The organism is Streptomyces roseoviridis (genome assembly GCF_039535235.1).
Lineage (GTDB): Bacteria > Actinomycetota > Actinomycetes > Streptomycetales > Streptomycetaceae > Streptomyces > Streptomyces roseoviridis.
On the sequence record NZ_BAAAWU010000001.1, the window covers coordinates 2,560,408 to 2,585,508 of the forward strand.

Below are 25,101 nucleotides of genomic sequence, written 5' to 3' on the forward strand. Positions count from 1 at the left end.
CGTTCGGACGTACTCCGTGGGCCGGTTCATGAATGAGGATGCCCGGTCGGTGGCCCGATCGGCTCCGGCCCGACAGCCCTTCCGGCGGCCCGCCGAAGGGTCCCTCAGCGGCAAGACGCTCGAGCGACGGCAGTGGTCCCGCGCCACCCGGTGGAGATCTCCCGATCCCGCCGGAGGTTCCCGGCACGGTGAGACCCCCTTCGTTCGCCTCGCGCCGCGTCTCACAGAAGAGGCAGCACCCTGACTACGTTCCGAGACCTCGGGATCCTTCCCGAGACCGCCGAGGCCCTGGAAGCCGTCGGCATCGTTTCTCCCTTCCCCATCCAGGAGATGACCCTTCCGGTCGCCCTCACCGGCACCGACATCATCGGCCAGGCCAAGACCGGTACGGGCAAGACCCTCGGTTTCGGCCTCCCCCTCCTGGAGCGCGTCACCGTCCCGGCGGACGTCGAGGCCGGCCGGGCCAAGCCCGAGCAGCTGACCGACGCCCCGCAGGCGCTCGTCGTCGTCCCCACCCGCGAGCTGTGCCAGCAGGTCACCAACGACCTGCTGACCGCGGGCAAGGTGCGCAACGTCCGCGTCCTCGCCATCTACGGCGGCCGCGCCTACGAGCCGCAGGTCGAGGCCCTGAAGAAGGGCGTCGACATCGTCGTCGGCACCCCGGGCCGCCTGCTCGACCTGGCCGGCCAGCGCAAGCTCGACCTCTCGCACGTCCGGGCCCTGGTCCTGGACGAGGCGGACGAGATGCTCGACCTCGGCTTCCTGCCCGACGTCGAGAAGATCATGGGCATGCTTCCGGCGAAGCGCCAGAGCATGCTGTTCTCGGCGACCATGCCGGGCGCCGTCATCGGCCTGGCCCGCCGCTACATGTCGCAGCCCACGCACATCCGCGCCACCTCGCCCGAGGGCGAGGGCGTCACCGTCGCCAACATCAAGCAGCACGTCTTCCGCGCGCACTCGATGGACAAGCCGGAGATGGTCTCCCGCATCCTGCAGGCCAACGGCCGCGGGCTCGCGATGATCTTCTGCCGTACGAAGCGCACGGCGGCCGACATCGCCGAGCAGCTGGAGCGCCGCGGCTTCGCCTCCGGCGCGGTCCACGGCGACCTCGGCCAGGGCGCCCGCGAGCAGGCCCTGCGCGCCTTCCGCAACGGCAAGGTCGACGTGCTCGTCTGCACCGACGTCGCCGCGCGCGGCATCGACGTCGAGGGCGTCACGCACGTCATCAACTACCAGACGCCCGAGGACGAGAAGACCTACCTGCACCGCATCGGCCGCACCGGCCGCGCGGGCGCGAGCGGTACGGCGATCACGCTGGTCGACTGGGACGACATCCCGCGCTGGCAGCTGATCAACAAGGCGCTGGAGCTGGACTTCCACGACCCGGTCGAGACGTACTCCAGCTCCCCGCACCTGTACAGCGAGCTGGACATCCCCGAGGGCACCAAGGGCATCCTGCCGCGCGCCGAGCGGACCCGTGCGGGCCTCGACGCGGAGGAGCTCGAGGACCTGGGCGAGCCGGGCGGCCGCCGTGGCCGTGGCCCGCGCCAGGAGAAGCAGGAGCGGACCGAGGAGCGCCCGGCGCGCACCCGCACCCCGCGCCAGCGCCGCCGCACCCGGGGTGGCGAGAGCCTCACGGACGCCGTCGAGCAGTCCACCGCCCCGGCCGCCGGCCCGGACACCGACGACGCCTCGTCGGGCCCGCGCCGCCCCCGCCGCCGTCGTACGCGCGGCACGGGCGGTACGGGTCAGGGCATCCCGGTCGCGGGCGCCCAGCCGGCCGCCGTCGAGGCACCCGCCGCGCAGGCGCCGGTCGTCGAGACACCGACCGTCGAGGCACCGGCCGTCGAGGCACCGGCCGTCGAGGCTCCCGCCCCGGCGCCGGAGGCCCGCACGGGCCGCACCCGCACCCGCACCCGGTCCGCCGAGGGCAGCGTCGCCGAGGCCCCCGTGGCCGAGGCCCCGGCCCCGGAGGCTCCCGCCGTGGAGGCTCCGTCCGTGGAGGCCCCCGTCGCCGAGGCCCCGGCCGCCGAGGTGGCCGCCCCCGTCGAGCCGCGTGCCCGGCGCACCCGGAAGCGGGCCGCCGAGGACCGCACCGCCCAGGCTCCCGTCGCCGCGGAGACCTCCCGGCCCGCCGAGGCGCCGGCCCCGGCCGCCGAGGCGCCGGCCCCGGCCGCCGAGGAGGCCGGACCGCGCCGCCGCCGTGGCCGCGGAGCGCGCGCGGCGGCCGCCGAGACCTCGGTCTCCGGCTCCGTCACCGTGGCCGCCCCGGTCGAGACGCCGGCTCCGCGCCGCCGTCGGGTGCGGCGTCCGGCCGAGGACACCGTGTCCTTCCAGACGGTCGAGACGGCCGCCGCCGCCCTGGCCGCCACCAGGGCCAAGGCCGGCAAGGTCCCGGCCCAGGCCGCCGAGGAGCCGAAGAAGGCCCCCGAGGCGACCACCGCGACCGCCGTCGTACCGGCGCAGGCCGCCGAGGCCGTCGTGACCGCTCCCCCGGCGCCGCGTCAGCGTCGCCGCGTGACGCGTCCGGTGACGACCACGTCCGAGACCGTCGAGGCCCCGAAGGAGCCGGAGGCCCCGGCCGCCGCTCCCGTCGAGGAGCCGAAGCCGGCCCGCCGGCGGGCGACCCGCCGGGTGTCCAGCCCGGTCACGTCGACCCCGGCCGCCGAGGCCGTGGTGATCGTCGAGGCCGCGCCGGTCGAGACGCCCGCCGAGAAGCCGAAGAAGGCCGCGCCGGTCGAGACGCCCGCCGAGGAGCCGAAGAAGGCCGCGCCGCGCAAGCGGACCGCCAAGAAGGCCGTCACCGAGCCGGTCGCCGAGACCGCCGAGGAGACCGCCGCCGAGGCCGCGCCGAAGGCCCCGCGCAAGCGGGCCGCCAGGAAGACCGTGGTCGCCGAGGCGCCGGACGCGGGCACGGCGCAGGTTCCGGCCGAGGCCGAGGAGCCGAAGAAGGCCGCGCCGCGCAAGCGGACCGCCAAGAAGGCCGTCACCGAGCCGGTCGCCGAGACCGCCGCCGAGGCCGCGCCGAAGGCCCCGCGCAAGCGGGCCGCCAAGAAGGCCGTGGTCGCCGAGGCGCCGGAGGCGTCGGAGCCGAAGACGACGACCCGTCGGCGTACGACGAAGAAGGCCGTCGCGGAGACGGCCGAGGCGCCCGAGGCCCCGAAGGCCCCGCGCAAGCGCGCCGCCAAGAAGGCCGCCGCCCAGCCGGAGGCTCCGGCCCAGGCGTAGGCACCGAGCGACACCGTGGCCCGGCCCCTCTTCTGAGGGGCCGGGCCACGGTGCGTCGTACCCCCGGCGGGGCGCCGGCTCGCGCGCCGGTGGCCGCCGCGCCCGGAGCGCGTCGCGCCCCCTCCCCCGCACCGCACCGCGCCCGCGGGCGGTACCGGCGGATCCGGTTACAGTCCCTGTATGAGCAAGCCCCGGTCCCTGGCGTTGCCGCCGCGCACCCGTGCCCATCGGCTCGTCACCGCGCGGGGCGGGTTCGCCGTCCTGGACACCGCAGCCGCCACGGTGGTGCCGCGCGGCACCGCGCTGCTGCTGCCGGGGTACACGGGCAGCAAGGAGGACTTCCTGGCCCTGCTCGGTCCGCTGGGCGAGGCGGGGTACCGGGCGGTCGCCGTGGACGGGCGCGGGCAGCACGAGACTCCCGGGCCGCGCGGCCGGGCCGCCTACCGGCGCAAGGCGCTCGCGCTCGACGTGGTCGCGCAGGCGGCGGCGCTGGGCGACGGGCCGGTGCATCTGCTGGGCCACTCGTTCGGCGGCCTGGTGGCCCGCGCGGCGGCCGAGCTCGCGCCGGACGCCTTCGCCTCGCTGACCCTGCTGTCCTCCGGCCCGGGGCGGGTCGCCCGGCCGCAGCGGGTGCGGGTGCGGGCCCTGCGGGGCGCGCTCGCGCTGCTGCCGAAGGAGCGGGTGTGGCGGGCGACCCGCTGGCTGGACAGCCGGGGCGAGCAGCCGGGCCCGGCGGATCCGGACGAGATCGTGGCGTTCCTGCGGCGGCGGTGGATGGCCACCCGGATCGCCCAGTTGTCGGGCGCGGGGCGGCTGCTCCTGGGCGATCCGGACGGCACGGCAGCCCTGGTCGCGCTGGCCGGGCTCGGGATGCCGCTGCACATCGCGTACGGCGACGAGGAGATGGTCTGGCCGACGGCGGCGCTGGCGGCGGCGGCCGCCCGTACCGGCGCACACCACACGGTGGTGGTGGGCGCCGGTCACTCCCCCAATGTGTCGCACCCCCAGGAGCTGGCCGCCCGGCTCACCGCGTTCTGGGACCTGGCGGCACAGGTCAGTACTGCGCCCGCAGGTGCTGCCAGAAGCCGTCCCGCAGCGCCCGGCGCAGCGGGGGGTGACCGCGCAGGGACCGGCTGAGGAGCCGTTCCGCCTCGACGAGGAGGTCCTGGTCGAAGGAGCCCGGCAGATAGGGGTCGCCGGGGAGGAGTTCGGCGAGCCGGTCGCGGCCGCGTTCGGCGAGCCAGGCGGCGGCGATCTGCGCGCCGACGAAACGGACCTCGTCGCGCGAGGGCGGGGGCTCGCCCTCGTTCTCGTACAGGGTGACGGGCTTGCGGGTCACGTACGGGCGGCAGAAGTCGAGGTCGAAGACGCGCCGGCTGTCGACCTCCCAGAGCAGCGGCTCGGCCTGGTTGCTCCCCTCGGCGGCCTCGATGCCCCACAGGTGGACGCGGGCCCCGTAGCCCTGGGCCGCCTCGACGGCGGAGACGAGGTCCTCGTCGCCGCCGACGAGGGCGGCGTCGCTGATGGCGCGGTGCCGGGCGAGGGACTCCAGGTCGCTGCGGATGAGGGAGTCGACGCCCTTCTGCTGGTTGTTGGCGTTGAGGTTGCCGAGGCGGACCTTGACGTCGGGCAGTTCGGCGACCGCCTGCTGTTCGGCGGTGTGGATGCGGCGCCGGGCTCCGTCGTACCAGTAGACGCGCAGCAGCCGGCTGTCGGCGAAGATCGTGCGCGCGGTGTCGATGAAGGCGTCGATGAGGCCCTCGGCGTCGAGGTCGAAGTTGCGGCGGTCCTCGGTGCCCGCGACCAGCAATCCGGCCGAAGCATAGACGTAACCCGCGTCGACGAAGATGGCGTGGGTGGACGGGGTCTTGGCCACCTCGGCCAGCATCCGTTGCAGGAGCTCATTGGTGCGCTCCAGGCGGGCCAGGATCTCTCCCTGGCCGTCGTTCCCTACCGGCGGGTAGTTAGTCATCCAAAAAATTTCCTTAGCGTAGGGAATGTTTGCAGGCTGCATCCCGTTGAACCCGTACGTCACGCAGTTCTCCACCAGGAGGATCAACTCAGACGAAGGGAGAAGCCCATGCGCTTCGAAATTCTGCGACTCGACGACATCGACGGTACGCCCGTCGACCGGACCGTCGTGGACGCCGCCTCCGTCAACGGGATCGTGCAGCAGGCCGCTTCGATCGGCCAGCGCATCTGGATCCGTCCGGCCGACAGCACGGCCTCGTAACGCCGCGCCGGTACCGCACACAGACACACCGCGCCCCCGCATGGACTCCGCAGCAGCGGAATCCGTACGGGGGCGCAGTGGCAGGTGCGGGAGCCCGGCCGCTCAGGAGCCCTGGATCACCTGGGTCACGCCGTTGATGATCTGCTGCACGGCGATGGCGGAGAGCATCATGCCGGCGAGGCGCGTCACCAGGACGACACCGCCGTCCTTGATGACCCGGATGATCACCAGCGAGTAGCGCATGGTCAGCCACAGCACCACGTGCATGGCGGCGATGGCCGTCCACACGGACACCTGCGAGGCGACGCTGTCGGCGTGCTGCACGGCGAGGATGACGGACACGATGGCGCCGGGGCCGGCGAGCAGCGGCATGCCCAGCGGTACGAGGGCGACGTTGACGTCCTTGGTCTGCTTGGGCTCGTCGGTCTTGCCGGTGAGCAGGTCGAGCGCGATGAGCAGCAGGAGCAGACCGCCCGCGATCATCAGGGCGGGCACGGAGACGTGCAGATAGGCCAGGATCTGCTGGCCCAGGATGCCGAAGACGGTGATGACACCGAAGGCCACCGCGACGGCCTGCCAGGCCATGCGGCGCTGCACCTTGGCGGCGCGGCCGGAGGTGAGGGCCAGGAAGATCGGGGTGATCCCGGGGGGATCCATGATCACGAAGAGCGTCAGGAACAGCGAGCCGAAGACGGCGACGTCGAACACGGTGAAGAGCCTTGCGGGAAGGGGGTGTACAAGAACATCCGGAACTGGGGATTCCGGAGCAAGGGCAAGATGCAGCCCGGCAGGAGGAAGGACGCGCCGATCACGAGCACGTGGTCGGACACGGACAGGACCGGTCTCGGCGGCGCGGGCACCGACCGCTCGCGGTCAACCCGAGGGATCACCCGAACGGTCACCCGGGGGCGGCCGAGGAGTCACCCGGCGGGATTCCCCCGAGGGGCCCCGCGGAGCGGCGCCCGAGACGGACGGTCCCGGCGGCGGATCGGGTGCGGCCTGCGGCCTGCGCCGCGCCGGAGGACCGGCGCCCGGCTAGACGCGTCCGCCGGCGCCCGGCACCGGGAAGGCGCCCGTGGCACGGCGGGTGATCTCGCCGAAGATCTCGGGGTCGGTGGTGAAGTCGCCGAGGCCGCAGGTCTTGCGGCTGCCGTGGTAGTCGCTGGAGCCGGTGGCCAGCAGCCCCAGCTCCTTCGCCAGACCGCGCAGCCGCGCGCGGGTCGGCTCGTCGTGGTCCATGTGGTCGACCTCGATGCCGTCCAGACCGGCCTCGGCCAGGCGGGCTATCGCGGACTCCGGCACGCACTCGCCCCGCTTGACGGCCAGCGGGTGGGCGAAGACGGTGACCCCGCCGGCGGCCTTGACCAGGCGGATCGCGTCCACCGGGTCCAGCTCGTGCTTCGCCACGTGGGCGCGGCCGCCGTCGGCGAGCCACTCGGCCGTGAAGGCACCGGACACGTCCGGCACGACACCCAGCTCGACGAGGGCCTCGGCGACGTGCGGGCGGCCCACGGAGCCGTCGCCGGCGATCCGGGCGACCTGCTCCCAGGTGACGGGGACGCCGAGCGCCTGGAGCTTTTCGACCATGGCGCGCGCCCGCGGCACCCGGTCGTCCCTGACCAGTTCGCGCTCGGCGAGGAGGGCGGGCTCCTCGGGGTCGAAGAGGTACGCCAGCATGTGCAGGCTCACGCCGTCCAGGCGGCAGGACAGCTCGGCTCCCGGGACCAGGGTCAGTCCCTCGGGCAGGGCCGCGACCGCCTCGGCGTGTCCGCGCGTGGTGTCGTGGTCGGTCAGCGCGACCACGTCGAGCCCGGCGGCGGCGGCCTTGCGCACCAGCTCGGCCGGGGTGTCCGTGCCGTCCGACGCCGTGGAGTGGGTGTGCAGATCGATGCGCACGACGCGGGGCTCCAGGGTACGGGGGCGGACGATGGGGACGCTCCAGCATAACGGGCGAATCGAACACGCCCGTACGGTTCCGGTGAACCCGTCGCCCCTTACCCCCGCCCCTGGGCCCGGGGCCTCACGACAGCAGTCTCGGCGTCAGCGCCCCGCAGGGCAGCAGCTCGACCTCCGCGCCCGCGTCCCGCAGGTCGGTCAGGACCAGCTCGTCGTACATCAGCAGGCCGGACTGCTCGGGCCAGACGATCGCCCACAGCCAGAGCCCGCGGGCCTCGCCCGCGAAGACCGCGCGGTCCTGCGGGGTGCCGTTGACGTGCCAGAGCGGGGTGGGCCGGCCGGCGGCGAGCACCTTGACCTGCGGTGGCTTGTCGATCGACATGCCGGGTCCCGGATCGGGTCCGTCGATGCCCGCGTACCGGGCCCCGAGCCCGACGCCGAGCTCCTCGGCCACGAGCAGCAGCTCCCCGATGCCGCCGAGCGGACCGGGCCCCGAGCAGGCGACGGCCGTCGCGCGCCCCCCCGCTGCGATCGTCACCGGCGTACGCGACCCCGGTGAAGAGCCATCCCACGGGCAGGGGCCACGGCATCCACACCGGCACGTGGGCCCGGTGCACCACGACACCGAGGGCCTCGACGCTGGGTGGGATCACGGGCTGCAGCGGGTGCACCGAGCCGTGCACGTCGCACTGCCACGAGTCGGCAAAGAGACCGGGCGCCCTGACCCGGCCACCGCACTTCGGGCAACTGGGTTCGCCCCTCATAGGGCTCAACGGTCCTACCACCGGAGCCCCGCGTCAAGGACGACCACGGATGATCACCCGTCCGGCCGGAGCCGTTCACCCTCCGTCGGCGCGCGGGTCGCCGCGCGGCACCGGACCTGCCCCCCTCCTCCGGTCCGCATGCCCCCTCAGTCCGCCGGTCCGCCGGTCGGCAGGTGCGCCGGTCGGCCGGTCCGCCGGTCGGCAGGAGCGCCGGTCCCCCGGTCCGTCGGTCGGCCGGTCCGTCGTCTCAGTCCAGGCTCACCGAGCGCCGCAGCGGATCGCGCAGGTCCGTGCCGTTCGCCAGCCAGCGCTCCTCCAGCGCCTGCGCGCCGTGCACCCGCTTCCACGCGGCCTCGTTCGACGTCATCGGCAGCAGCGGCAGGAAGCGGACCGGGTCCATGGGCTCCCCCAGATCCAGGTCCTCCACGAGCCCGCCGGACTCGGCCACCAGCACCGAGCTGAAGGGGGCGCCCGGCCACAGCGGTTCGCCCACGTCGAGGGAGGCACCGGGCGCGACGACCACGCCCTCCACCTGAGGGGAGGCGGCCAGCACCGCGAGCGGGCGCAGCACCTTGTCGGTGTCGGCGAGCCCGGCCCGTACGGACAGCACCAGCTCGGCGCGGGGGCCCTTCACCGGGTCGGCGAGCACGGCGGTCGGGTCGGCCATCGGCTGGGCGGACATGCCGAGGGTCGCGTAGCGCACGAGACCGGCGTCGGTGTCGACGAAGCGGAGCACTTCGATGCGGTCGGTGCCGAGGAAGGTGACCGCGGCCCGTGCGTCCGGCTCGCCGAGGGCCGTACGGAGCCGGGCCTCGACCAGCGCAAGAATTTCTCCCATGCGGCGAGCATAAAGCGCGTACGGAACGGGCAAAGGAAGGGATTGACCCTCGGTCGACTGATAGTCTTGGCCACTGGTCGGGACTCCCGACTGCTCGTCACACGTCATCCCTCACGAGGGACCGGCCGGAGGAGGTGGGACTGCGATGGATCGAAGTCGATCGGGCAGTACCAGCCGCTCTTCCGCCGCACCGCACCCGAGCCCGGTGCGTTCCTCCCTCCGGTGATTCAGGTCTGACGGTCTTACGGCCTCTCCTCTCCGGCATCGCGCACGACGGAAGAGCACACCTCTTTTTTGCCTGTCTGTAGCGAACGCCGTCACCGCGATCCTCCGGTGCCGCCCGCTTTGTGGACGACGTCATCCCCGTCCCCATTCCGGGCTGTGCCACGCTCGCCGACGGCCTCTCCGTGAAGGAGCAGCACGCCATGTCGATGATCCGCGACCTCCGCGCCGCCGTCCGCCCCTCCCTGCGGCACCCCCTGCGCAAGACCTCCGGCGCCGGCGCCGGCAGCTCCCCGTACGCCAACTACGACGCCACCCGCGACCCCACGGCCGCCACCGCCGTCGTCGACTGCGCCGTCTACCGCGACGGGCGCCGCGTCGACGACCGGGCGTGCCTGACCCCGCGCGGCGCGATGCGTCAGGTGCGGGAGAGCGGAGGCTTCGCCTGGATCGGTCTGCACGAGCCGACGGAGGCCGAATTCGCCGGTATCGCCGCCGAGTTCGGGCTGCACCCGCTCGCCGTCGAGGACGCCGTGCACGCCCACCAGCGGCCGAAGCTGGAGCGGTACGACGACACCCTCTTCACCGTCTTCAAGACGATCCACTACGTCGAGCACACCGAACTCACCGCCACCAGCGAGGTGGTGGAGACCGGCGAGGTGATGGTCTTCACCGGGCCCGACTTCGTCATCACCGTCCGGCACGGCGGTCAGGGTTCGCTGCGCAACCTCCGCCACCGCCTCCAGGGCGAGCCGGAGCTCCTCGCCAAGGGCCCGTCCGCGGTCCTGCACGCCATCGCCGACCACGTCGTCGACGGCTACATCGCGGTGGCCGACGCGGTCGAACTCGACATCGACCAGATCGAGATCGACGTCTTCTCGCCGCCGGCGAAGGGCTCGACGCGCGGCACCGACACCGGCCGGATCTACCAGCTCAAGCGCGAGGTGCTGGAGTTCAAGCGGGCGGTCACACCGCTGCTGCGCCCGATGCAGCTGCTCAGCGAGCGGCCCATGCGGCTGGTCGACCCGGACATCCAGAAGTACTTCCGTGACGTCGCCGACCACCTCGCCCGCGTCCAGGAGCAGGTCGTCGGCTTCGACGAACTGCTCAACTCGATCCTCCAGGCCAACCTGGCGCAGGCGACGGTCGCGCAGAACGAGGACATGCGCAAGATCACCTCATGGGCGGCGATCGTCGCCGTCCCGACGGCGGTCTGCGGCGTCTACGGCATGAACTTCGACCACATGCCGGAGCTGCACTGGCGCTACGGCTACCCGATGGTGCTCGGCGGCATCGCCGCGATCTGCTTCGCCATCCACCGCACCCTGAAGCGCAACGGCTGGCTGTAGCTCCGGGGACGGTGGCTGCGGGGACGGTGCTCCGGGGGACGGTGGCTCCGCCCGCGGCCGCTCCGGAGGGCGGTGGCTCCGGGGGCTCTCGATAGGCTTCGGCCATGACCGATCAGTCGCTCGGGCCCGCCCTCGTCGAGGAGGCCACCAAGAAGTCCGGCCTCATCTGGGTACGGGGTGAGGCTCCCGCCGCCCGGGCGCTGTGGCACGTCTGGCACGACGGCGCCGCGCACGTCGTCGGCGACGGCCCGGGCGAGCAGCCGCTGCCGGGCCTGGTGGACGGCGGCACCGCCGAGGTCACCGTGCGCAGCAAGGACAAGGGCGGCCGCATCGTCGCGTGGACCGCCGCCGTACGCGAGGTGGCGCCGGGCACGGAGCAGTGGGACGCGGCGGTCGCCGAGCTGAAGGGCAAGCGCCTCAACGCCTCCGACGGCGAGGCGATGCCGGAGCGCTGGGCCCGCGAGTGCCGGGTGGTGCGCCTGGAGCCCCGGTCGTCGACCACCGACCTCCCGGACGGCTCGCTGGCCGCCGCCCCGCTGCCCTCCCCGGGCATCACCCGCCGCCCGGTCCCGGCGGGCCTGCCGAAGCTGCTGTTCAGAAGGAAGCGCCGGAAGGCAGACGGCTAGCTAGCTAGGACGTGTCCGGCCGGTCAGGTACGGAGCCGGACCCCCACGAGTACCCGCGCCCCGGAGCATTGTCATGCGCCGCAAGTATCTTGCGGCGCATGACAATGGCTGACTATCTTGTACCGCATGACAAAGGGGCTGCCCGCTACTGGTGACCAGCGTCGTAGTCAGCTGCTGCGCGGAGTGCTCGACCTGTGCCTGCTGTCGCTGATCGCCGAACGGCCGCGTTACGGCTTCGAGTTCGTGGCGGCACTCGCCGACAACGGGCTCGATCTCGTGAGCGAAGGCAGTATCTACCCGTTGCTCACCCGGCTGGAGCGGGAGGGGCTCATCTCCTCGTACCGCGCCCCGTCGGCCAGCGGTGGCGCCCCGCGCAAGTACTACCGCCTGACCGAAGCGGGAAGTGTCGAACTGGCGAGCGGCCGGACCGTATGGCACGCCTTCAGCGGGCGTGTGGGGCGGATCCTGACCGCTACCGAACCCACGGGGGAAGCGCACCATGACGGACCAGCAAGCCATGACTGACCAGCAGATACTCGCGGTCTGCCGCAGCAACTGGGAGTACCGGGGCATCGACGACGGATCCATCCGGGAGATGCTCGACGAGCTCTCCGCCCATCTGGACGACGCGGTGGCCGCGGGCCGCACACCCCAGGACGTCGTGGGCAGCGACGTGAAGGAGTTCGCCGCCTCCTGGGCCCGGGCCCGCACTCCGTTCGCCCGCCGGCTGCTGCGTACGGCGGCGATGGTCTGTTTCGTGATCGGCTGGCTGCTCCTGGGCACGTGTCTGCTCCGGTGGACCACCGAACGGGTCGTGAGCGTCAACGACGTCGCCTTCTGGACCGTCGTCGCAGCGGTCACGGTCGCCTGGGAGCTGCGGCGCGGCAGCCTGGGGCTCGGTAGGAGCCTGGCGGTCGCCCTCGCCGTCGGCTTGCCCGCAGCGCTGCTCTCCTCATGGCTGGGCGGCGACGGGGAACTGTTCACCTTGCCGCTCTGGGCGGCCCCGGTGCTGCTCCTTCCCGGGCTTCCGTACGCCGTCGCCGATGCGCGGAGCAGGAAGAACACCGCGCCCGGCGTCAGCTAGGACCCGCCCGGCCGATCGTGTGACTGTCCATCTGTTGTCTCGTCGTCCCAGGCAGGGGCGGGGTCACGTGACGGATGCGGAGCGGGAACAGCTGCGTCCGTTCCCGCCGGTCGGCAACGGACGTGGTGTCCTAGTCGTCCCCCGACGTGCGCGGCAGCTGTTTGCCGTAGTCCAGGGTCTGGCCCTTCGCGGGTTCGGCCAGCGGGAAGTCCTTGTCCCACTCGGACAGGATGACCACGCCGGCGCCGCCGCCGCGCGCGAAGCGCAGCGGGAAGGGGGTGCCCTGGAGGGAGACGTCGAGGGAGCCGCCCTCGCCGTCGGCGCCGCCCTTGACGCTGACCGTGCGGATGCCGCCGATCTTGTCGTAGTCGCCCTTCACGACGTCGCCGTGCAGCCCGATCAGCCCGTCGAGCAGCAGGTCCATGTCGGTGAAGCCGCGCAGCTGCTTGTAGGAGGGGTCGTCCTGGGGCACCTTCACGTACATGTCGTCGAGCTTGTCGGCGGCCTCTGATCCGGTGTCCGAGCCGGAGCCGGAGCCCGAGGGGCTCTTCGACGGCGTGTCCTCGTGCTCCCAGAACGCCGCGTCGGCCTTCAGGTAGAGCGCCTCACCGACCCGCAGCAGTTCGAAGGTGCTGTTCTTCGTGGTCACCGAGCCCGCGGCGCCGTCCTGCTTGAGCCGCATGTTCAGCTTGTACGTGCCGCCCTTGCTGACGAGCGTGCCGGACAGCCGTACGGCCTTCGCCGCGTCCGCCGCCGACTGGGCCTTCTCCTCGATGGCCGCCGGTTCGAGCTTCCCCACGCCGTTCGTCCCCTCGTCCGGGTCGGCCGCGCAGGCGGTCAGGCCCGACAGGAGACCGGCGCTGAGCGCCAGCGGCAGGACGGCCCCGCGGATACGCGAGGACGGACGGAGGACGGTCACCTGGGCGCCTCTCGGGTCGATGGGGGGACGGGCCGGTGGAAACCGGTGCCGGTGGGGGGCGGCAGACCGCAGCGTACCCGGGCCGGGAGACGGCTCCGCAGGCAGCCGGACGGGGGCTCTGCCGAAGCGCGGCGCACCGGTACGGGCTAGCCTGAACCCGGCAAGCGGGACGACGGCCCGACATCGACCCGAATCGTGCGGCACCGAGGAGGCGCGTGGCATGGCGGCAGGCGCCCCCCGCATCTTCGTCTCCCATCTCGCCGGGGTTCCCGTCTTCGACCCGGTCGGCGACCAGGTCGGCCGGGTCAGGGACCTGGTGGCCATGCTGCGGGTGGGGCGCAGGCCCCCGCGGCTGCTCGGCATGGTGGTCGAGGTGCTGTCGCGGCGCCGCGTCTTCGTCCCGATGACCCGGATCACCGGGGTCGAGTCCGGGCAGGTCATCACCACCGGCGTGGTCAACATGCGCCGCTTCGAGCAGCGTCCGACCGAGCGTCTCGTGCTCGGCGAGCTCCTCGACCGGCGGGTGCGGCTGGTCGGGCCCGACGGGCGGGAGGCCGAGGAGGTCACCGTCCTCGACGTGTCCATCCGGCAGCTGCCCGCCCGCCGCGAGTGGGAGATCGACAAGGTCTTCGTGCGGCGCGGCAAGGGCGGGGCGCTGCGCCGCAAGGGCGAGACGCTGACCGTGGAGTGGTCCGCCGTCTCCGGCTTCTCCCTGGAGGAGCACGGGCAGGGCGCCGAGAACCTGGTCGCGACCTTCGAGCGGCTGCGCCCCGCCGACCTGGCGAACGTCCTGCACCACCTGTCCCCGAAGCGGCGCGCCGAGGTCGCCGCCGCCCTCGACGACGACCGGCTCGCCGACGTCCTGGAGGAGCTGCCGGAGGACGACCAGATCGAGATCCTCGGCAAGCTGAAGGAGGAGCGGGCCGCCGACGTCCTGGAGGCGATGGACCCCGACGACGCGGCCGACCTCCTCTCGGAGCTCCCCGAGGCCGACAAGGAGCGGCTGCTGACGCTGATGCAGCCGGAGGAGGCGGCCGACGTGCGCCGGCTCATGGCGTACGAGGACCGGACCGCGGGCGGTCTGATGACGACGGAGCCGATCGTGCTGCGCCCGGACGCCACGGTCGCCGACGCGCTGGCCCGGGTGCGCCAGCAGGACCTGTCCCCCGCGCTGGCGGCGCAGGTGTACGTGTGCCGGCCGCCGGACGAGACGCCGACCGGCAAGTACCTGGGGACGGTGCACTTCCAGCGGCTGCTGCGGGACCCGCCGTTCACGCTGGTCGGCGCGCTGGTGGACAGCGATCTGCCGCCGCTGGCCCCGGGCACCCCGCTGCCGGCGGTCACGAGCTATTTCGCCGCCTACAACCTGGTGGCTGCGGCGGTGGTGGACGAGAGCGGTTCGCTGCTCGGAGCGGTGACGGTCGACGACGTGCTCGACCACCTGCTGCCGGACGACTGGCGGGAGACGGAGTTCCACGAGGAGGGGGTGGCCGGTGGCTGAGCGCGCGCAGGAACGGGACCGGGAGCGGGACCGCCCGGCATTGCCTCGGATCCGGCTCGACCTCCCGCGCGAACGGCGGGCGAGGCTGCTGCCGGAGTACGACCCGGAGGCCTTCGGGCGGCTGTCGGAGCGGATCGCCCGCTTCCTGGGGACCGGGCGCTTCCTGGTCTGGATGACCCTGACCATCGTCGTGTGGGTGCTGTGGAACGTCTTCGCCCCGCCGTCGCTGAAGTTCGACGAGTACCCGTTCATCTTCCTGACCCTGGCGCTGTCCCTGCAGGCCTCGTACGCGGCGCCGCTGATCCTGCTGGCGCAGAACCGGCAGGACGACCGGGACCGGGTGAACCTGGAGCAGGACCGCAAGCAGAACGAGCGGTCGATCGCCGACACCGAGTACCTGACCCGGGAGATCGCGGCGCTGCGCATGGGCCTGGGCGAGGTGGCGACGCGCGACTGGATGCGCTCGGAGCTGCAGGACATGCTGAAGGAGCTGGAGTCCCGGGACGGGGAGCGCCGGGATCTATTCCCGGCGGACGGCGATCGGCACAGTGACGTACCCGACCGTTGACGGGGCTTTCCGGCGCCGGTGGTCGGCGCCGTACCATCGTCCGTATGGCTACGGAAGACGCGGTGCTCGAAGCACTGGCGACGGTGAACGACCCCGAGATCAACAGACCCATCACCGAGCTCGGCATGGTCAAGTCGGTGGAGATCGGTGACGACGGCACGGTCGCCGTCACGGTCTACCTCACCGTCTCCGGCTGCCCGATGCGCGACACGATCACCCAGCGCGTGACGGAGGCGGTCTCGCGTGTCGAGGGCGTCACCGGCGTCGACGTCTCGCTGGACGTGATGAGCGACGAGCAGCGCAAGGAGCTCGCGGCCGCGCTGCGCGGCACGACGGCCGAGCGGGAGGTCCCCTTCGCCAAGCCGGGCTCGCTGACCCGGGTGTACGCGGTCGCCTCCGGCAAGGGCGGCGTCGGCAAGTCCTCGGTGACGGTCAACCTGGCGGCGGCGATGGCCGCCGACGGTCTGAAGGTCGGTGTCGTGGACGCCGACATCTACGGCCACAGCGTGCCGCGCATGCTGGGCGTGGACGGCCGTCCGACCCAGGTCGAGAACATGATCATGCCGCCGTCGGCGAACGGCGTGAAGGTCATCTCGATCGGCATGTTCACTCCGGGCAACGCGCCGGTGGTGTGGCGCGGCCCGATGCTGCACCGCGCGCTCCAGCAGTTCCTGGCCGACGTGTACTGGGGCGACCTGGACGTGCTGCTGCTCGACCTGCCGCCGGGCACCGGTGACATCGCGATCTCGGTCGCGCAGCTGGTGCCGAACGCGGAGATCCTGGTCGTCACCACCCCGCAGCAGGCGGCGGCCGAGGTCGCCGAGCGGGCCGGCTCGATCGCGGTGCAGACCCACCAGAAGATCGTCGGTGTCGTGGAGAACATGTCGGGCATGCCGTGTCCGCACTGCGACGAGATCGTCGACGTGTTCGGCACGGGCGGCGGTCAGAAGGTCGCCGACGGCCTGACGAAGACCACCGGCGCGTCCGTCCCGGTGCTCGGCGCCATTCCGATCGACGTCCGCCTCCGCGAGGGCGGCGACGAGGGCAAGCCGGTCGTCCTGACGGACCCCGACTCGCCCGCGGGTGCGGCCCTGCGCGCGATCGCCGGCAAGCTGGGCGGCCGCCAGCGCGGCCTGTCGGGCATGAGCCTGGGCATCACGCCGCGGAACAAGTTCTGAGCGTGCTCCGAGCCGCCGTCGCGCGGCTCACGAGCAGAGGGCGAGCGGCTCACGAGCGGCTTTGCGGCTCATGAGGAAGGGGCACCCCGGACGGGGTGCCCCTTCCTCGTACCCGCCGTCACGTCAGGTGTACGCGCCCAGGTCCTTGACCTGCGCGAAGCCCAGCCCGTACGCGCTCATGCCCCGCCCGTACGCGCCGATGTGCACGCCCGGCGCCGATCCCGCGAGCACCCAGCCGAACTCGGACTCGCGGTAGTGGAACGGCACCGGCACGCCGTCCACGGGCAGGGAGAGCGTGGACCAGGCCGGGCCGTCGAGGTCGTCGGCCAGCTCGAAGGCGGTCTCCGTCTGCTGGTCCAGCCAGTTGTCGCGCAGGACGTGGTCGAGCTGGGCGGGCCAGGTGTGGGCGAGCAGGCCGGAGCCGGCCAGCCAGGCCGCGGAGGAGACCGTGGTGGCCTCCAGGACGCCCGTGCCGTCACCGGTGCGGCGTACGGGGTTGGCGGCGACGGTCACGACGACCGCGAACCGTTCCTTCTCGGCGCCGCCGGCCTCGGACTTTATCGACGGCTCGTCACCGTGGCCCAGCGAGCCGTGCTGGACGGTGCCGTCCGCCGCCGTGCCGATCTGCATCAGCCGGCGCGGGCCGGTGAACGCCTCGTCGAGCCCGTACCAGGCGAAGGGTGCGCGCAGAAAGCCCTCGGCTTCCACCCGACTCGTCGTCTTCATCTCGGCCGCCTCCTCATCAGTCAACAGACGGAGGATAGCCACCGAAGCGCGGTGGATCGGTGACAGGCAGTCGTCAGGTGGCGTCCGCGTCGTACGGCGGGCGCTCGTCCCCGTCCTTCTTGTCCTGCTTCTTCAGCAGGTCGGGGCTGCCTCCGCCGTGACCTTCGGTGCCGGAGGCACCCCCGACGGCCGCGGGGGCGACGGGCGCGGCGGCCTGTGCCTCGCGGCCGTGGACGGCGTCGGCGACCTCGTTCATCTCCTTCTTGAGGTCGAAGGTGGAGCGGAGCTCCTTCAGTTCCTTCAGGTCCTCGTTCTCCGCGAGCTGCTTGCGGATGAAGGTCTTGGGGTTGAGGTCCTCGAACTCGAAGTCCTTGAACTCGGGACCGAGCTCGCTGCGGATGTCCTGCTTGGCGCTGTCCGAGAACTCGCGGACCTTGCGGACGAAGCGGGAGACGTCCTGGATCACCTTCGGCAGCTTCTCGGGGCCGAAGATGAGCACGGCGAGCACCACGAGCGTCACCAGCTCGAGCGCGCCTATGTCGCTGAACACCCTGTAGCTCCTTCACGCCGTTCCCGGGCCCGGTCCACGGTACCCGCCGAAACCGTCCGGCGGGTACCGCGCGGTGTCCTCCACATGGCGGCTAGGAGCCGGAGGAGGAACCGAGGGTCAACGTCTTGGTCTGCTCCTTGCCGCCGCGGGTCAGGGTCAGCTGGAGGCGGTCGCCGGGGCGGTGGGCGCGGATCTTGACGATGAGTTCCTCGCCGCTGTGCACGCGCTGGCCGTCGACCTTGGTGATGATGTCGCCGGGCCGGACGCCGGCCTTGTCGGCCGGGCCGCCGGGCGTGACGGACGCGGTGCCGCCCTTGCCCTTCTCGCCGACCCGGGCGCCGTCGCCGGTGTACTGCATGTCGAGGCTGACCCCGATGACCGGGTGGGTGGCCTTGCCGGTGTTGATGAGTTCCTCGGCGACGCGCTTGCCCTGGTTGATCGGTATGGCGAAGCCGAGGCCGATGGAGCCGGACTGGGCGCCGCCCTCGCCGCCGGGGCCGCTCCCCGCGGCGCGGATGGCGCTGTTGATGCCGATGACCTGGCCCTGGGAGTCGACGAGCGGGCCGCCGGAGTTGCCGGGGTTGATGGGGGCGTCGGTCTGGAGGGCGTCGACGTAGCTGATGTCGCTGCCGTCGCCCTTCTCGCCGCCGGCGGTGATCGGCCGTTCCTTGGCGCTGATGATGCCGGAGGTGACGGTGTTGGACAGGTCGAAGGGGGCGCCGATGGCGACGACGGGGTCGCCGACGCGGACGCCGTCGGAGTTGCCGAGCGGCAGCGGCTTGAGGCCCGAGACCCCGGACACCTGGATCACGGCGAGGTCGTAGCCGGTGTCACGGCCTATGAGCTTGGCGCGGACCGAGTCGCCGTTGCTGAAGGTGACGGAGATCTCGCCGGAGGAGGCGGCGGCGTCCACCACGTGGTTGTTGGTGAGGATGTGGCCGCGGGTGTCGAGGACGAAGCCGGTGCCGGTGCCGGAGGAGCCGGCACCGTTGACGTGGATGGTGACGACGCCGGGCAGGGCACGGGCGGCGATCGCGGCGACGCTGCCGGGGGCGCGGCCGGAGTCCTGGGGGCCGGCCTGGGGCAGTTCGACGGTGGTGATGCCGCCGTGCCGTTCGATGTACGCGCCGACGCCGCCGCCGATGACGCCGGTGACGAGGGCGAACGCGAGCGCGCCGGCGAGCGCGAGGCCGCGGCGCGGCTTCCTGGGCGCCTTGCCCTCGGCCGTGGCCGGGTGGGCGCTCCACGGGTCGTAGAGCGGCGCACCGGGCGGCGGCGGGGCCGCCTGGGCGGCGACGGGGCCCGGGGCCGGGACCGGCGGGGCGGGCGGCAGGGGCCGCTGGACCGGGGGTGCGGGCGCCCACGGGCCGGGCTCGCCGTAGGGCGGCGTCCGGTAGGGATCGGGGGCGTGCAGCGGCTGCGGCGCGGTCTGCGACGGTACGGGCGCGGGCGCCGGGTCAGCGTCCTGCTCGGGGCCCGGCCCGGGTGCCGCGCCCTGAGCCGGCACGGTCTCCGGGGCCCGGTCCGCGACGGCGGGCGCGAGGGCCGCGGCGGGCACGGGTGCGTCGGACCCGGGTGCCCCGGCGGGCGCGGTCGCGACCGGCGCGGGTGCCCCGGCGCCGGGCTCCGGAGCTGAGGCCGGTGCCGGGGCGGGCGTCGTGGCCGCGTCCGGTGCCGGGGCCGGGGCGGCGAGGGTGAAGTCGCTGTCCCCGGCCGGGTCGGCGGGCGCGCCGGGCGGCGTGGTGGGTGTGGACGACGGCCGGCTCCACCAGGTCGGCTTCCCGTTCTTCATGCTCTCCCCGCAACAGATGACCCTGTCCGCACCGCTCGGATCGTCGACGGCGCGCCCCTGCCCCTGGATTCAACCAGGTCGCCGCTCAGCGGTGGGAGGGCCCGGGGGCAGGGGTGGCGCTCGGGGACGGGCCGGGCTCGAAGGAGAGCCGGAGCGCCGGGCTCACCGGGCGTATGAACGGGGAGAGTTCGAGCCGGGCCGGGACGACCGACGGGGGCGTGGTCTCCGGGGTCTGCTCGCGACGGGAGCCCGACGCGAAGGTGGCCGGCGCCCGCAGCGGCGTGACGTTGCTGCCGGTGCCCTGGCCGCCGCGCGAGGTGTCGAGGGACAGGGTGCCGCTCAGCGCGATCGCGGCGAAGGAGACCGCGCTGGCCGCCGCGAAGGCGAAGCGCCGTCCCCGCCACGGCGAACGGTCGCCGACCTCGTGGATGCGGAAGCCGGTGTCCGGGGTGACCGGCGCCGCCGTGGCGAAGCCGTCGGCGGACACGCCGCCCCGGCGCAGCAGGTCGTCGAAGCTCCCCCCCTGGTCAGGCGGTCCCCCCGGCAGCCCCTGGAGGCGTGCGAGGAGCCCCTCCGAGGGCGGTGGGGGCGCGCTGGCCGCGAAGACGCTCTTCAGGGTGCGCTGGGCGTCCGCCTCGGCCTTGCACTTGGGACAGGTGGCCAGGTGGGCGAGGACCCGCTCGCGGGCGTCATGACCGAGCTCACCGTCGACGAGCGCGGCAAGCCGGTCCCCGAGGTGCTGTTCCGCGGGGGTGGGTGACGGACTCGTACCGCTCACGCCGCTCCGCCCTCCCAGCCGACGGCGGCGAACGCCCTCTCCGCACGTGCTTCGGGCGAGCGGTGCTTGAGCGCCTTGCGCAGGTGGGAGCGGCCGCGGTGGATGCGGCTGCGGACGGTGCCGAGCTTCACGCCGAGGGTCGCGGCGATCTCCTCGTAGGAGAGGCCCTCGATGTCGCACAGCACGACCGCGGCGCGGAACTCGGGCGCGAGGGTGTCCAGGGCCTGCTGCACGTCGGCGTCGAAGTGCGTGTCGTTGAAGGCCTGCTGCGGGGACGGCTCGCGGCTGGGCAGCCGCTCGGCGGCGTCGTCGGCGAGCGCGTCGAAGCGGATGCGCTGCTTGCGGCGGACCATGTCCAGGAACAGGTTCGTGGTGATGCGGTGCAGCCAGCCCTCGAAGGTGCCCGGCGTGTAGGACGACAGCGAGCGGAAGACCCGGACGAAGACCTCCTGGGTGAGGTCCTCGGCGTCGTGCTGGTTGCCGGTGAGGCGGTAGGCGAGGCGGTAGACCCGACCGCTGTGCGTGCTGACGATCTCCTCCCAGCTGGGAGGGGTCCACGCCTGCGATTCCGCATCCGAGGCGAAGGTCGCGGTGGTGGGTGCGGAGTCGGCGGTGTGGAAACGGTCAGCGGTGTCGGTCACGGATTTCGGCTCACCTGCCGACCTGAGGAGGCGTCGAAGCGCTCCTCGCCTGGTCACAGGCGCAGCCGCACCTCCCCTGTCGGCTCTGGTGGTGTCCAGTGGAGCCCCTACCATAGCCACCTCGCCCGTTAGCTCCGGATAAGAATCTTTACGCGAATTTGGGGTCGGCCCGTGCCGCTGACCCGCCTCGCTTCCTGTCCCTATGAACGCGCGGTCCCATCTGCGGGTTCCCGCGCGCAGCGGATACAGTCGACGCCTGCGTCAACTACGGCGTCCACGACGGGAACAGGAGAGGGCCATTACCGCCAACCGGCAGACGAGCTTGGCGTTCGCCGACGCCTTTGTCGCCGAGGACGAAGCGCTGCGCTGGGCCCGCGAACGGGCCCGGGAGGCGGGAGTGCCCTCGGTCTCGCCGGGCACCGGTGCGGCCCTGCGGCTCCTCGCGGCGACGGCGGACGCCAAGGCGGTGGCGGAGATCGGTACGGGCACCGGCGTGTCGGGGATCTATCTGCTCCTCGGGATGCGTCCCGACGGGGTGCTGACCACCGTGGACGTGGAGCCGGAGCGGCAGGCGCACGCCAAGGCGGCGTTCCGCGCGGCGGGTTTCGCGGGCAACCGGGCGCGGTTCATCCCGGGCCGGGCGCTCGACGTGCTGCCCCGGCTCGCGGACGGCGGTTACGACCTCGTGTTCTGCGACGGCGACCGGCTGGAGCTCCTGGACTATCTCGCTGAATCGTTGCGCCTGCTGCGGCCGGGCGGCCTCGTCTGCTTCGAAGGCGTCTTCGCCGACGGCCGCACCGTGGACTCGGCGGCCCAGCCGGCCGAGGTGCAGCGGATACGCGAGCTGCTGCGGACGGTGCGGGAGAGCCGGGAGCTGCTGCCGACGCTGCTGCCGGTGGGCGACGGCCTGCTGTGCGCGGTGCGCCGGGGCGCCTGAGCGGCGCCCGTCCGGTGCACGGCTTCCGTGATCCCGTATCGGCCCTCCGATGCACCGCTGCCCCGGTGCGGTGGGTACCGTACCGGGGCAGAAGCAGAAAAACGTGACAAGGAAGTGTCAGCCGACGACCTGCTTCAGGGCGTCACCGAGCGCCTCGGCCTCGTCCGGGGTCAGCTCGACGACGAGCCGGCCGCCGCCTTCGAGCGGAACGCGCATGACGATGCCCCGCCCCTCCTTGGTCACCTCGAGCGGGCCGTCACCCGTCCGCGGCTTCATGGCCGCCATGCTCGTTCCCCTTCCTGAAACCAGCTCATCGTCAGCATCGAACACGATTGCTTCCAGGTCATTATCCCGCATCAGAGGACCCGATGACCAACATCAGGTGGCATCGCTTCCGCAACGCGCTTTCACAAAGCCATACATTTCGCCGATCCACCTGCGATACTTCGCCGCCGCTCGTCCGCTGGGGGCCGGTGATTCTTTGACGCAGCTCACATGTGCGGCGGGGGTGATCTCCGCCATGCTGAGCTCGTCAGAAGAGCGCAGACGCGAAGGGACCACACGATGGCCGACACGGTGCTGTACGAGGTGAGCGACGGGCTCGCCACCATCACGCTCAACCGCCCGGAGGCCATGAACGCGATGAACGTGGCGGCGAAGGTCGCCCTGCGCGACGCCGCCGAGTCCGCGGCCGCCGACCCGGCCGTACGGGCGGTGCTGCTCACCGCGGCGGGCGACCGCGCGTTCTGCGTGGGCCAGGATCTGAAAGAGCACGTCGGCCTGCTGCTCCAGGACCAGGAATCCGGCACCAGCAGCACCATGAACACGGTCCGGGACCACTACAACCCGATCGTCCGGGCGCTCGCCGGGATGCCCAAGCCGGTCGTCGCGGCTGTGAACGGGGTCGCCGCCGGCGCCGGCTTCGGCTTCGCCCTCGCGGCCGACTACCGGGTGGTCGCCGACACCGCCTCCTTCAACACCTCCTTCGCCGGCGTGGCCCTCACCGCCGACTCCGGCATGTCCTGGACCCTGCCCCGGCTGATCGGCCGCAGCCGCGCCGCCGACCTGCTGCTCTTCCCCCGCTCGATCAGCGCCCAGGAGGCGTACGAGCTGGGCATCGTGAACCGGCTGGTCCCGGCGGACGCGCTCGCCGAGGAGGCCGCGAAGGTGGCCCGCAAGCTCGCCGAGGGCCCGACCGTCGCCTACGCGGCCCTGAAGGAGTCCCTGGCGTACGGCGCTGACCGCTCGCTCGCCGAGTCCCTGGAGAAGGAGGACGAACTCCAGACGAAGGCCGGCGCGTCGCAGGACCACACGATCGCCGTGCAGGCCTTCATCGCCAAGGAGAAGCCGAAGTACCTCGGCCGCTAGGAGCCCGTGGACCCGGGCGGGTCAGCGCCCGGCGCCGCGGGCGAAACAGCCGGCGACGTGGTCGTCGACCAGACCGCACGCCTGCATCAGGGCGTAGGCCGTCGTCGGGCCGATGAAGCGCAGGCCGCGCTGCTTGAGGGCCTTGGACAGGGCCGTCGACTCGTCCGTCACCGCCGGGACCTCACCGGTCGCGGCCGGCGCCGGGCGGGTCGCCGGGTCGGGGGCGTACGACCAGATCAGGGCGTCGAGCTCGCCCGGCTCCCACTCCGCGAGCACCTTGGCGTTGGCGAGGGTGGCGTCGATCTTGGCCCGGTTGCGGATGATCCGCTCGTCGGCGAGCAGCCGCTCCCGGTCGGTGTCGGTGAACCGGGCCACCTCGGCGATGCGGAAGCCCGCGAACGCCTTCCGGAAGCCCTCGCGGCGGCGCAGGATCGTGATCCACGACAGGCCGGACTGGAACGCCTCCAGGCACAGCCGCTCGAACAGCGCGTCGTCGCCGTGGACCGGGCGGCCCCACTCCTCGTCGTGGTAGGCCACGTAGTCCTCGGCCGACAGGCCCCACGGGCAGCGCGGCAGGCCGTCCGGCCCCGCGACCGCCCTGCCGTCGCTCACGCGCCGTCCTCCTCGGCCCTGGGCCCGGCGCCCGCGAGGGCCGCCTCCAGGTCCGCGATCCGGGCGTCCCGCTCGGCGAGCTCGGCGGCCAGCCGGTCGAGGACGTCGTCCACGTCCGCCATCCGGTAGCCCCGGGCGGCGACGGGGAGCCGCAGCGCCTCGATGTCGGCCTGGCCGACCGGGCGGGTCGCGGGGAGCGGGTCGATCAGTTGCTCGGGGGCCACCTCGGGCAGCACCTCGCTGTCGCCGCCGCCGACCACCGCCAGGGTGACCGCCGCGACGACCACGACCATCGTGATCAGCAGAAACCAGAACACAGCGTGCCTCTCCCGGTCCTCGGAAAACGTCCCGTGCCGATCGTGCCATGCGGCACGGACAGTTAGGGTCGCAGACGACGCAGGCGACCGGCCGCGAGGGAGGACATAAGGGATGCTGCGCTTGGGACGGCGTGAATTCGGGCCCCACGAGCCGGTGATCATGGCGATCGTGAACCGGACCCCGGACTCCTTCTACGACCAGGGGGCGACCTTCCGGGACGAGCCGGCGCTCGACCGGGTCGAGCAGGCCGTGGCCGAGGGCGCGGCGATCGTCGACATCGGCGGGGTCAAGGCGGGCCCCGGCGAGGAGGTCACCGCCGAGGAGGAGGCGCGGCGCACGGTCGGCTTCGTGGCCGAGGTCCGCCGGCGCCACCCGGACGTGGTGATCAGCGTGGACACCTGGCGGGCGGACGTGGGCGAGGCCGTGTGCGAGGCGGGCGCGGACCTCCTCAACGACGCGTGGGGCGGGGTCGACCCGCGGCTCGCGGAGGTCGCCGCGAAGTACGGCGCGGGGATCGTGTGCACCCACGCGGGCGGTGCGGAGCCGCGGACGCGGCCGCACCGGACCGCGTACGAGGACGTGATGGCCGACATCCTGCGGGTGACGGTGGGCCTCGCGGAGCGGGCGGTCGCGCTCGGCGTGCGGCGCGACGGGATCATGATCGACCCGGGGCACGACTTCGGGAAGAACACCCGGCACAGCCTGGAGGCGACCCGGCGGCTCGGCGAGATGACGGAGACCGGCTGGCCGGTGCTCGTCTCGCTGTCCAACAAGGACTTCGTGGGCGAGACGCTGGACCGGCCGGTGAAGGAGCGGGTCCTCGGGACGCTGGCGACGACGGCGGTCTCGGCGTGGCTCGGGGCGCGGGTGTACCGGGTGCACGAGGTGGCCGAGACGAAGCAGGTGCTCGACATGGTGGCGTCCATCGCGGGCCACCGTCCCCCGGCCGTGGCGCGACGCGGACTCGCGTAGG

At 73.0% G+C, this 25,101-nt stretch carries 26 protein-coding genes and 1 pseudogene; 13 read left to right on the forward strand and 14 right to left on the reverse strand.

The window, feature by feature from the left end; translation table 11 throughout:
* The first annotated feature begins 330 nt into the window (after window positions 1–330).
* Window positions 331–3,228, forward strand: coding sequence for a DEAD/DEAH box helicase (locus tag ABD954_RS11315; RefSeq protein WP_345485794.1), 2,898 nt, complete (start codon window positions 331–333; stop codon window positions 3,226–3,228).
* Between the two features lie 180 nt (window positions 3,229–3,408).
* Window positions 3,409–4,365: an alpha/beta fold hydrolase gene (locus ABD954_RS11320; RefSeq protein ID WP_345485795.1), complete on the forward strand. Its 957-nt coding sequence runs from the start codon at window positions 3,409–3,411 to the stop codon at window positions 4,363–4,365.
* On the opposite strand, the gene ABD954_RS11325 is transcribed toward ABD954_RS11320, so the two are convergent.
* Window positions 4,283–5,200 (reverse strand): NYN domain-containing protein, encoded by a 918-nt coding sequence (locus tag ABD954_RS11325; protein ID WP_345485796.1) that lies wholly within the window; start codon window positions 5,198–5,200, stop codon window positions 4,283–4,285. The two genes, ABD954_RS11320 and ABD954_RS11325, sit on opposite strands and share 83 nt — an antisense overlap.
* A gap of 108 nt (window positions 5,201–5,308) precedes the next feature.
* On the opposite strand from ABD954_RS11325, the gene ABD954_RS11330 reads away from it, so the two are divergent.
* Window positions 5,309–5,461, forward strand: a complete 153-nt coding sequence (locus ABD954_RS11330) for a hypothetical protein (protein ID WP_345485797.1) — start codon at window positions 5,309–5,311, stop codon at window positions 5,459–5,461.
* 102 nt (window positions 5,462–5,563) lie between these two features.
* Here the strand turns inward: ABD954_RS11330 and ABD954_RS11335 are convergent, their stop codons facing one another.
* The 4 genes and pseudogenes from ABD954_RS11335 to ABD954_RS11350 form a co-directional block, all read right to left on the reverse strand.
* Window positions 5,564–6,169 carry a MarC family protein gene (locus ABD954_RS11335; protein ID WP_345485798.1) on the reverse strand — a complete coding sequence of 202 codons (606 nt, stop codon included), beginning with the start codon at window positions 6,167–6,169 and terminating at the stop codon, window positions 5,564–5,566.
* Window positions 6,170–6,496: 327 nt separating this feature from the next.
* Window positions 6,497–7,357, reverse strand: coding sequence for a PHP domain-containing protein (locus tag ABD954_RS11340; protein WP_345485799.1), 861 nt, complete (start codon window positions 7,355–7,357; stop codon window positions 6,497–6,499).
* A 124-nt stretch (window positions 7,358–7,481) separates the two neighbouring features.
* Window positions 7,482–8,121 (reverse strand): annotated as a pseudogene (locus ABD954_RS11345) (DUF6758 family protein).
* Window positions 8,122–8,368: 247 nt separating this feature from the next.
* Window positions 8,369–8,959 (reverse strand): suppressor of fused domain protein, encoded by a 591-nt coding sequence (locus ABD954_RS11350; RefSeq protein ID WP_345485800.1) that lies wholly within the window; start codon window positions 8,957–8,959, stop codon window positions 8,369–8,371.
* Between the two features lie 425 nt (window positions 8,960–9,384).
* On the opposite strand from ABD954_RS11350, the gene ABD954_RS11355 reads away from it, so the two are divergent.
* From ABD954_RS11355 to ABD954_RS11370, 4 genes are all read left to right on the forward strand, one after another.
* On the forward strand, window positions 9,385–10,530 hold the full coding sequence (locus ABD954_RS11355; RefSeq protein WP_345492094.1) for a magnesium and cobalt transport protein CorA: 1,146 nt from the start codon (window positions 9,385–9,387) through the stop codon (window positions 10,528–10,530).
* Between the two features lie 104 nt (window positions 10,531–10,634).
* Window positions 10,635–11,156, forward strand: coding sequence for a hypothetical protein (locus ABD954_RS11360; RefSeq protein ID WP_345485801.1), 522 nt, complete (start codon window positions 10,635–10,637; stop codon window positions 11,154–11,156).
* A gap of 126 nt (window positions 11,157–11,282) precedes the next feature.
* Window positions 11,283–11,681: a PadR family transcriptional regulator gene (locus ABD954_RS11365; protein ID WP_345485802.1), complete on the forward strand. Its 399-nt coding sequence runs from the start codon at window positions 11,283–11,285 to the stop codon at window positions 11,679–11,681.
* Window positions 11,656–12,240, forward strand: a complete 585-nt coding sequence (locus ABD954_RS11370; RefSeq protein ID WP_345485803.1) for a hypothetical protein — start codon at window positions 11,656–11,658, stop codon at window positions 12,238–12,240. The genes ABD954_RS11365 and ABD954_RS11370 overlap by 26 nt, the downstream gene beginning before the upstream one ends.
* Window positions 12,241–12,370: 130 nt before the next feature.
* On the opposite strand, the gene ABD954_RS11375 is transcribed toward ABD954_RS11370, so the two are convergent.
* Entirely contained in the window at window positions 12,371–13,159 is a 789-nt protein-coding gene (locus tag ABD954_RS11375; RefSeq protein ID WP_345485804.1) for a hypothetical protein, read from the reverse strand.
* 220 nt (window positions 13,160–13,379) lie between these two features.
* Between ABD954_RS11375 and ABD954_RS11380 the strand changes: the two genes are divergently transcribed.
* From ABD954_RS11380 to ABD954_RS11390, 3 genes are read left to right on the forward strand one after another with little or no spacing between them, the layout of a single operon-like run.
* Window positions 13,380–14,660, forward strand: a complete 1,281-nt coding sequence (locus ABD954_RS11380; protein WP_345485805.1) for a magnesium transporter MgtE N-terminal domain-containing protein — start codon at window positions 13,380–13,382, stop codon at window positions 14,658–14,660.
* The gene (locus ABD954_RS11385) at window positions 14,653–15,228 is read left to right on the forward strand and encodes a DUF1003 domain-containing protein (protein ID WP_345485806.1); all 576 of its coding nucleotides are present in this window, start codon (window positions 14,653–14,655) and stop codon (window positions 15,226–15,228) included. The genes ABD954_RS11380 and ABD954_RS11385 overlap by 8 nt, the downstream gene beginning before the upstream one ends.
* A 44-nt stretch (window positions 15,229–15,272) precedes the next feature.
* On the forward strand, window positions 15,273–16,406 hold the full coding sequence (locus tag ABD954_RS11390) for an Mrp/NBP35 family ATP-binding protein (RefSeq protein WP_345485807.1): 1,134 nt from the start codon (window positions 15,273–15,275) through the stop codon (window positions 16,404–16,406).
* A 123-nt stretch (window positions 16,407–16,529) separates the two neighbouring features.
* Here ABD954_RS11390 and ABD954_RS11395 read toward each other — a convergent pair whose 3' ends face one another.
* The 5 genes from ABD954_RS11395 to sigE form a co-directional block, all read right to left on the reverse strand.
* Window positions 16,530–17,132 carry a hypothetical protein gene (locus ABD954_RS11395; protein WP_345492096.1) on the reverse strand — a complete coding sequence of 201 codons (603 nt, stop codon included), beginning with the start codon at window positions 17,130–17,132 and terminating at the stop codon, window positions 16,530–16,532.
* 73 nt (window positions 17,133–17,205) lie between these two features.
* A complete protein-coding gene (locus ABD954_RS11400) occupies window positions 17,206–17,682 on the reverse strand; it encodes a sec-independent translocase (protein ID WP_345485808.1) in 477 nt (158 codons plus the stop codon).
* Between the two features lie 91 nt (window positions 17,683–17,773).
* Window positions 17,774–19,474 (reverse strand): S1C family serine protease, encoded by a 1,701-nt coding sequence (locus tag ABD954_RS11405; protein WP_345485809.1) that lies wholly within the window; start codon window positions 19,472–19,474, stop codon window positions 17,774–17,776.
* An 85-nt stretch (window positions 19,475–19,559) separates the two neighbouring features.
* Complete coding sequence (locus tag ABD954_RS11410; protein WP_345485810.1) at window positions 19,560–20,252, reverse strand: anti-sigma factor family protein; 693 nt, start codon at window positions 20,250–20,252, stop codon at window positions 19,560–19,562.
* Window positions 20,249–21,007, reverse strand: a complete 759-nt coding sequence (gene sigE, locus ABD954_RS11415) for an RNA polymerase sigma factor SigE (protein WP_345485811.1) — start codon at window positions 21,005–21,007, stop codon at window positions 20,249–20,251. Before sigE ends, ABD954_RS11410 begins: the two co-directional genes overlap by 4 nt.
* Window positions 21,008–21,215: 208 nt before the next feature.
* On the opposite strand from sigE, the gene ABD954_RS11420 reads away from it, so the two are divergent.
* On the forward strand, window positions 21,216–21,830 hold the full coding sequence (locus tag ABD954_RS11420) for an O-methyltransferase (protein WP_382745863.1): 615 nt from the start codon (window positions 21,216–21,218) through the stop codon (window positions 21,828–21,830).
* 117 nt (window positions 21,831–21,947) lie between these two features.
* Here ABD954_RS11420 and ABD954_RS11425 read toward each other — a convergent pair whose 3' ends face one another.
* Complete coding sequence (locus ABD954_RS11425) at window positions 21,948–22,115, reverse strand: DUF3117 domain-containing protein (RefSeq protein WP_006346801.1); 168 nt, start codon at window positions 22,113–22,115, stop codon at window positions 21,948–21,950.
* Window positions 22,116–22,394: 279 nt separating this feature from the next.
* Here ABD954_RS11425 and chcB point away from each other — a divergent pair, with 279 nt between their 5' ends.
* Complete coding sequence (gene chcB, locus ABD954_RS11430; protein ID WP_345485812.1) at window positions 22,395–23,198, forward strand: 2-cyclohexenylcarbonyl CoA isomerase; 804 nt, start codon at window positions 22,395–22,397, stop codon at window positions 23,196–23,198.
* Window positions 23,199–23,219: 21 nt separating this feature from the next.
* Here the strand turns inward: chcB and ABD954_RS11435 are convergent, their stop codons facing one another.
* Together ABD954_RS11435 and ABD954_RS11440 are read right to left on the reverse strand one after the other, a co-directional pair.
* The gene (locus ABD954_RS11435) at window positions 23,220–23,810 is read right to left on the reverse strand and encodes a DNA-3-methyladenine glycosylase I (protein WP_345485813.1); all 591 of its coding nucleotides are present in this window, start codon (window positions 23,808–23,810) and stop codon (window positions 23,220–23,222) included.
* Window positions 23,807–24,127 carry a DivIVA domain-containing protein gene (locus tag ABD954_RS11440; protein WP_345485814.1) on the reverse strand — a complete coding sequence of 107 codons (321 nt, stop codon included), beginning with the start codon at window positions 24,125–24,127 and terminating at the stop codon, window positions 23,807–23,809. Before ABD954_RS11440 ends, ABD954_RS11435 begins: the two co-directional genes overlap by 4 nt.
* 112 nt (window positions 24,128–24,239) lie before the next feature.
* On the opposite strand from ABD954_RS11440, the gene folP reads away from it, so the two are divergent.
* The gene (gene folP / locus ABD954_RS11445; protein WP_345485815.1) at window positions 24,240–25,100 is read left to right on the forward strand and encodes a dihydropteroate synthase; all 861 of its coding nucleotides are present in this window, start codon (window positions 24,240–24,242) and stop codon (window positions 25,098–25,100) included.
* Window position 25,101: the final 1 nt, after the last annotated feature.

Excerpts from the sequence above, each read along its gene's own strand:
- ABD954_RS11315 (WP_345485794.1), top strand. The coding sequence starts at position 331 with ATGACCCTTCCGGTCGCCCTCACCGGCACCGACATCATCGGCCAGGCC.
- ABD954_RS11320 (WP_345485795.1), top strand. The coding sequence starts at position 3,409 with ATGAGCAAGCCCCGGTCCCTGGCGTTGCCGCCGCGCACCCGTGCCCAT.
- ABD954_RS11325 (WP_345485796.1), bottom strand. The coding sequence starts at position 5,200 with ATGACTAACTACCCGCCGGTAGGGAACGACGGCCAGGGAGAGATCCTG.
- ABD954_RS11330 (WP_345485797.1), top strand. The coding sequence starts at position 5,309 with ATGCGCTTCGAAATTCTGCGACTCGACGACATCGACGGTACGCCCGTC.
- ABD954_RS11350 (WP_345485800.1), bottom strand. The coding sequence starts at position 8,959 with ATGGGAGAAATTCTTGCGCTGGTCGAGGCCCGGCTCCGTACGGCCCTC.
- ABD954_RS11355 (WP_345492094.1), top strand. The coding sequence starts at position 9,385 with ATGTCGATGATCCGCGACCTCCGCGCCGCCGTCCGCCCCTCCCTGCGG.
- ABD954_RS11360 (WP_345485801.1), top strand. The coding sequence starts at position 10,635 with ATGACCGATCAGTCGCTCGGGCCCGCCCTCGTCGAGGAGGCCACCAAG.
- ABD954_RS11365 (WP_345485802.1), top strand. The coding sequence starts at position 11,283 with ATGACAAAGGGGCTGCCCGCTACTGGTGACCAGCGTCGTAGTCAGCTG.
- ABD954_RS11370 (WP_345485803.1), top strand. The coding sequence starts at position 11,656 with ATGACGGACCAGCAAGCCATGACTGACCAGCAGATACTCGCGGTCTGC.
- ABD954_RS11380 (WP_345485805.1), top strand. The coding sequence starts at position 13,380 with ATGGCGGCAGGCGCCCCCCGCATCTTCGTCTCCCATCTCGCCGGGGTT.
- ABD954_RS11390 (WP_345485807.1), top strand. The coding sequence starts at position 15,273 with ATGGCTACGGAAGACGCGGTGCTCGAAGCACTGGCGACGGTGAACGAC.
- ABD954_RS11395 (WP_345492096.1), bottom strand. The coding sequence starts at position 17,132 with ATGAAGACGACGAGTCGGGTGGAAGCCGAGGGCTTTCTGCGCGCACCC.
- ABD954_RS11405 (WP_345485809.1), bottom strand. The coding sequence starts at position 19,474 with ATGAAGAACGGGAAGCCGACCTGGTGGAGCCGGCCGTCGTCCACACCC.
- sigE (WP_345485811.1), bottom strand. The coding sequence starts at position 21,007 with ATGGTAGGGGCTCCACTGGACACCACCAGAGCCGACAGGGGAGGTGCG.
- ABD954_RS11425 (WP_006346801.1), bottom strand. The coding sequence starts at position 22,115 with ATGGCGGCCATGAAGCCGCGGACGGGTGACGGCCCGCTCGAGGTGACC.
- chcB (WP_345485812.1), top strand. The coding sequence starts at position 22,395 with ATGGCCGACACGGTGCTGTACGAGGTGAGCGACGGGCTCGCCACCATC.
- folP (WP_345485815.1), top strand. The coding sequence starts at position 24,240 with ATGCTGCGCTTGGGACGGCGTGAATTCGGGCCCCACGAGCCGGTGATC.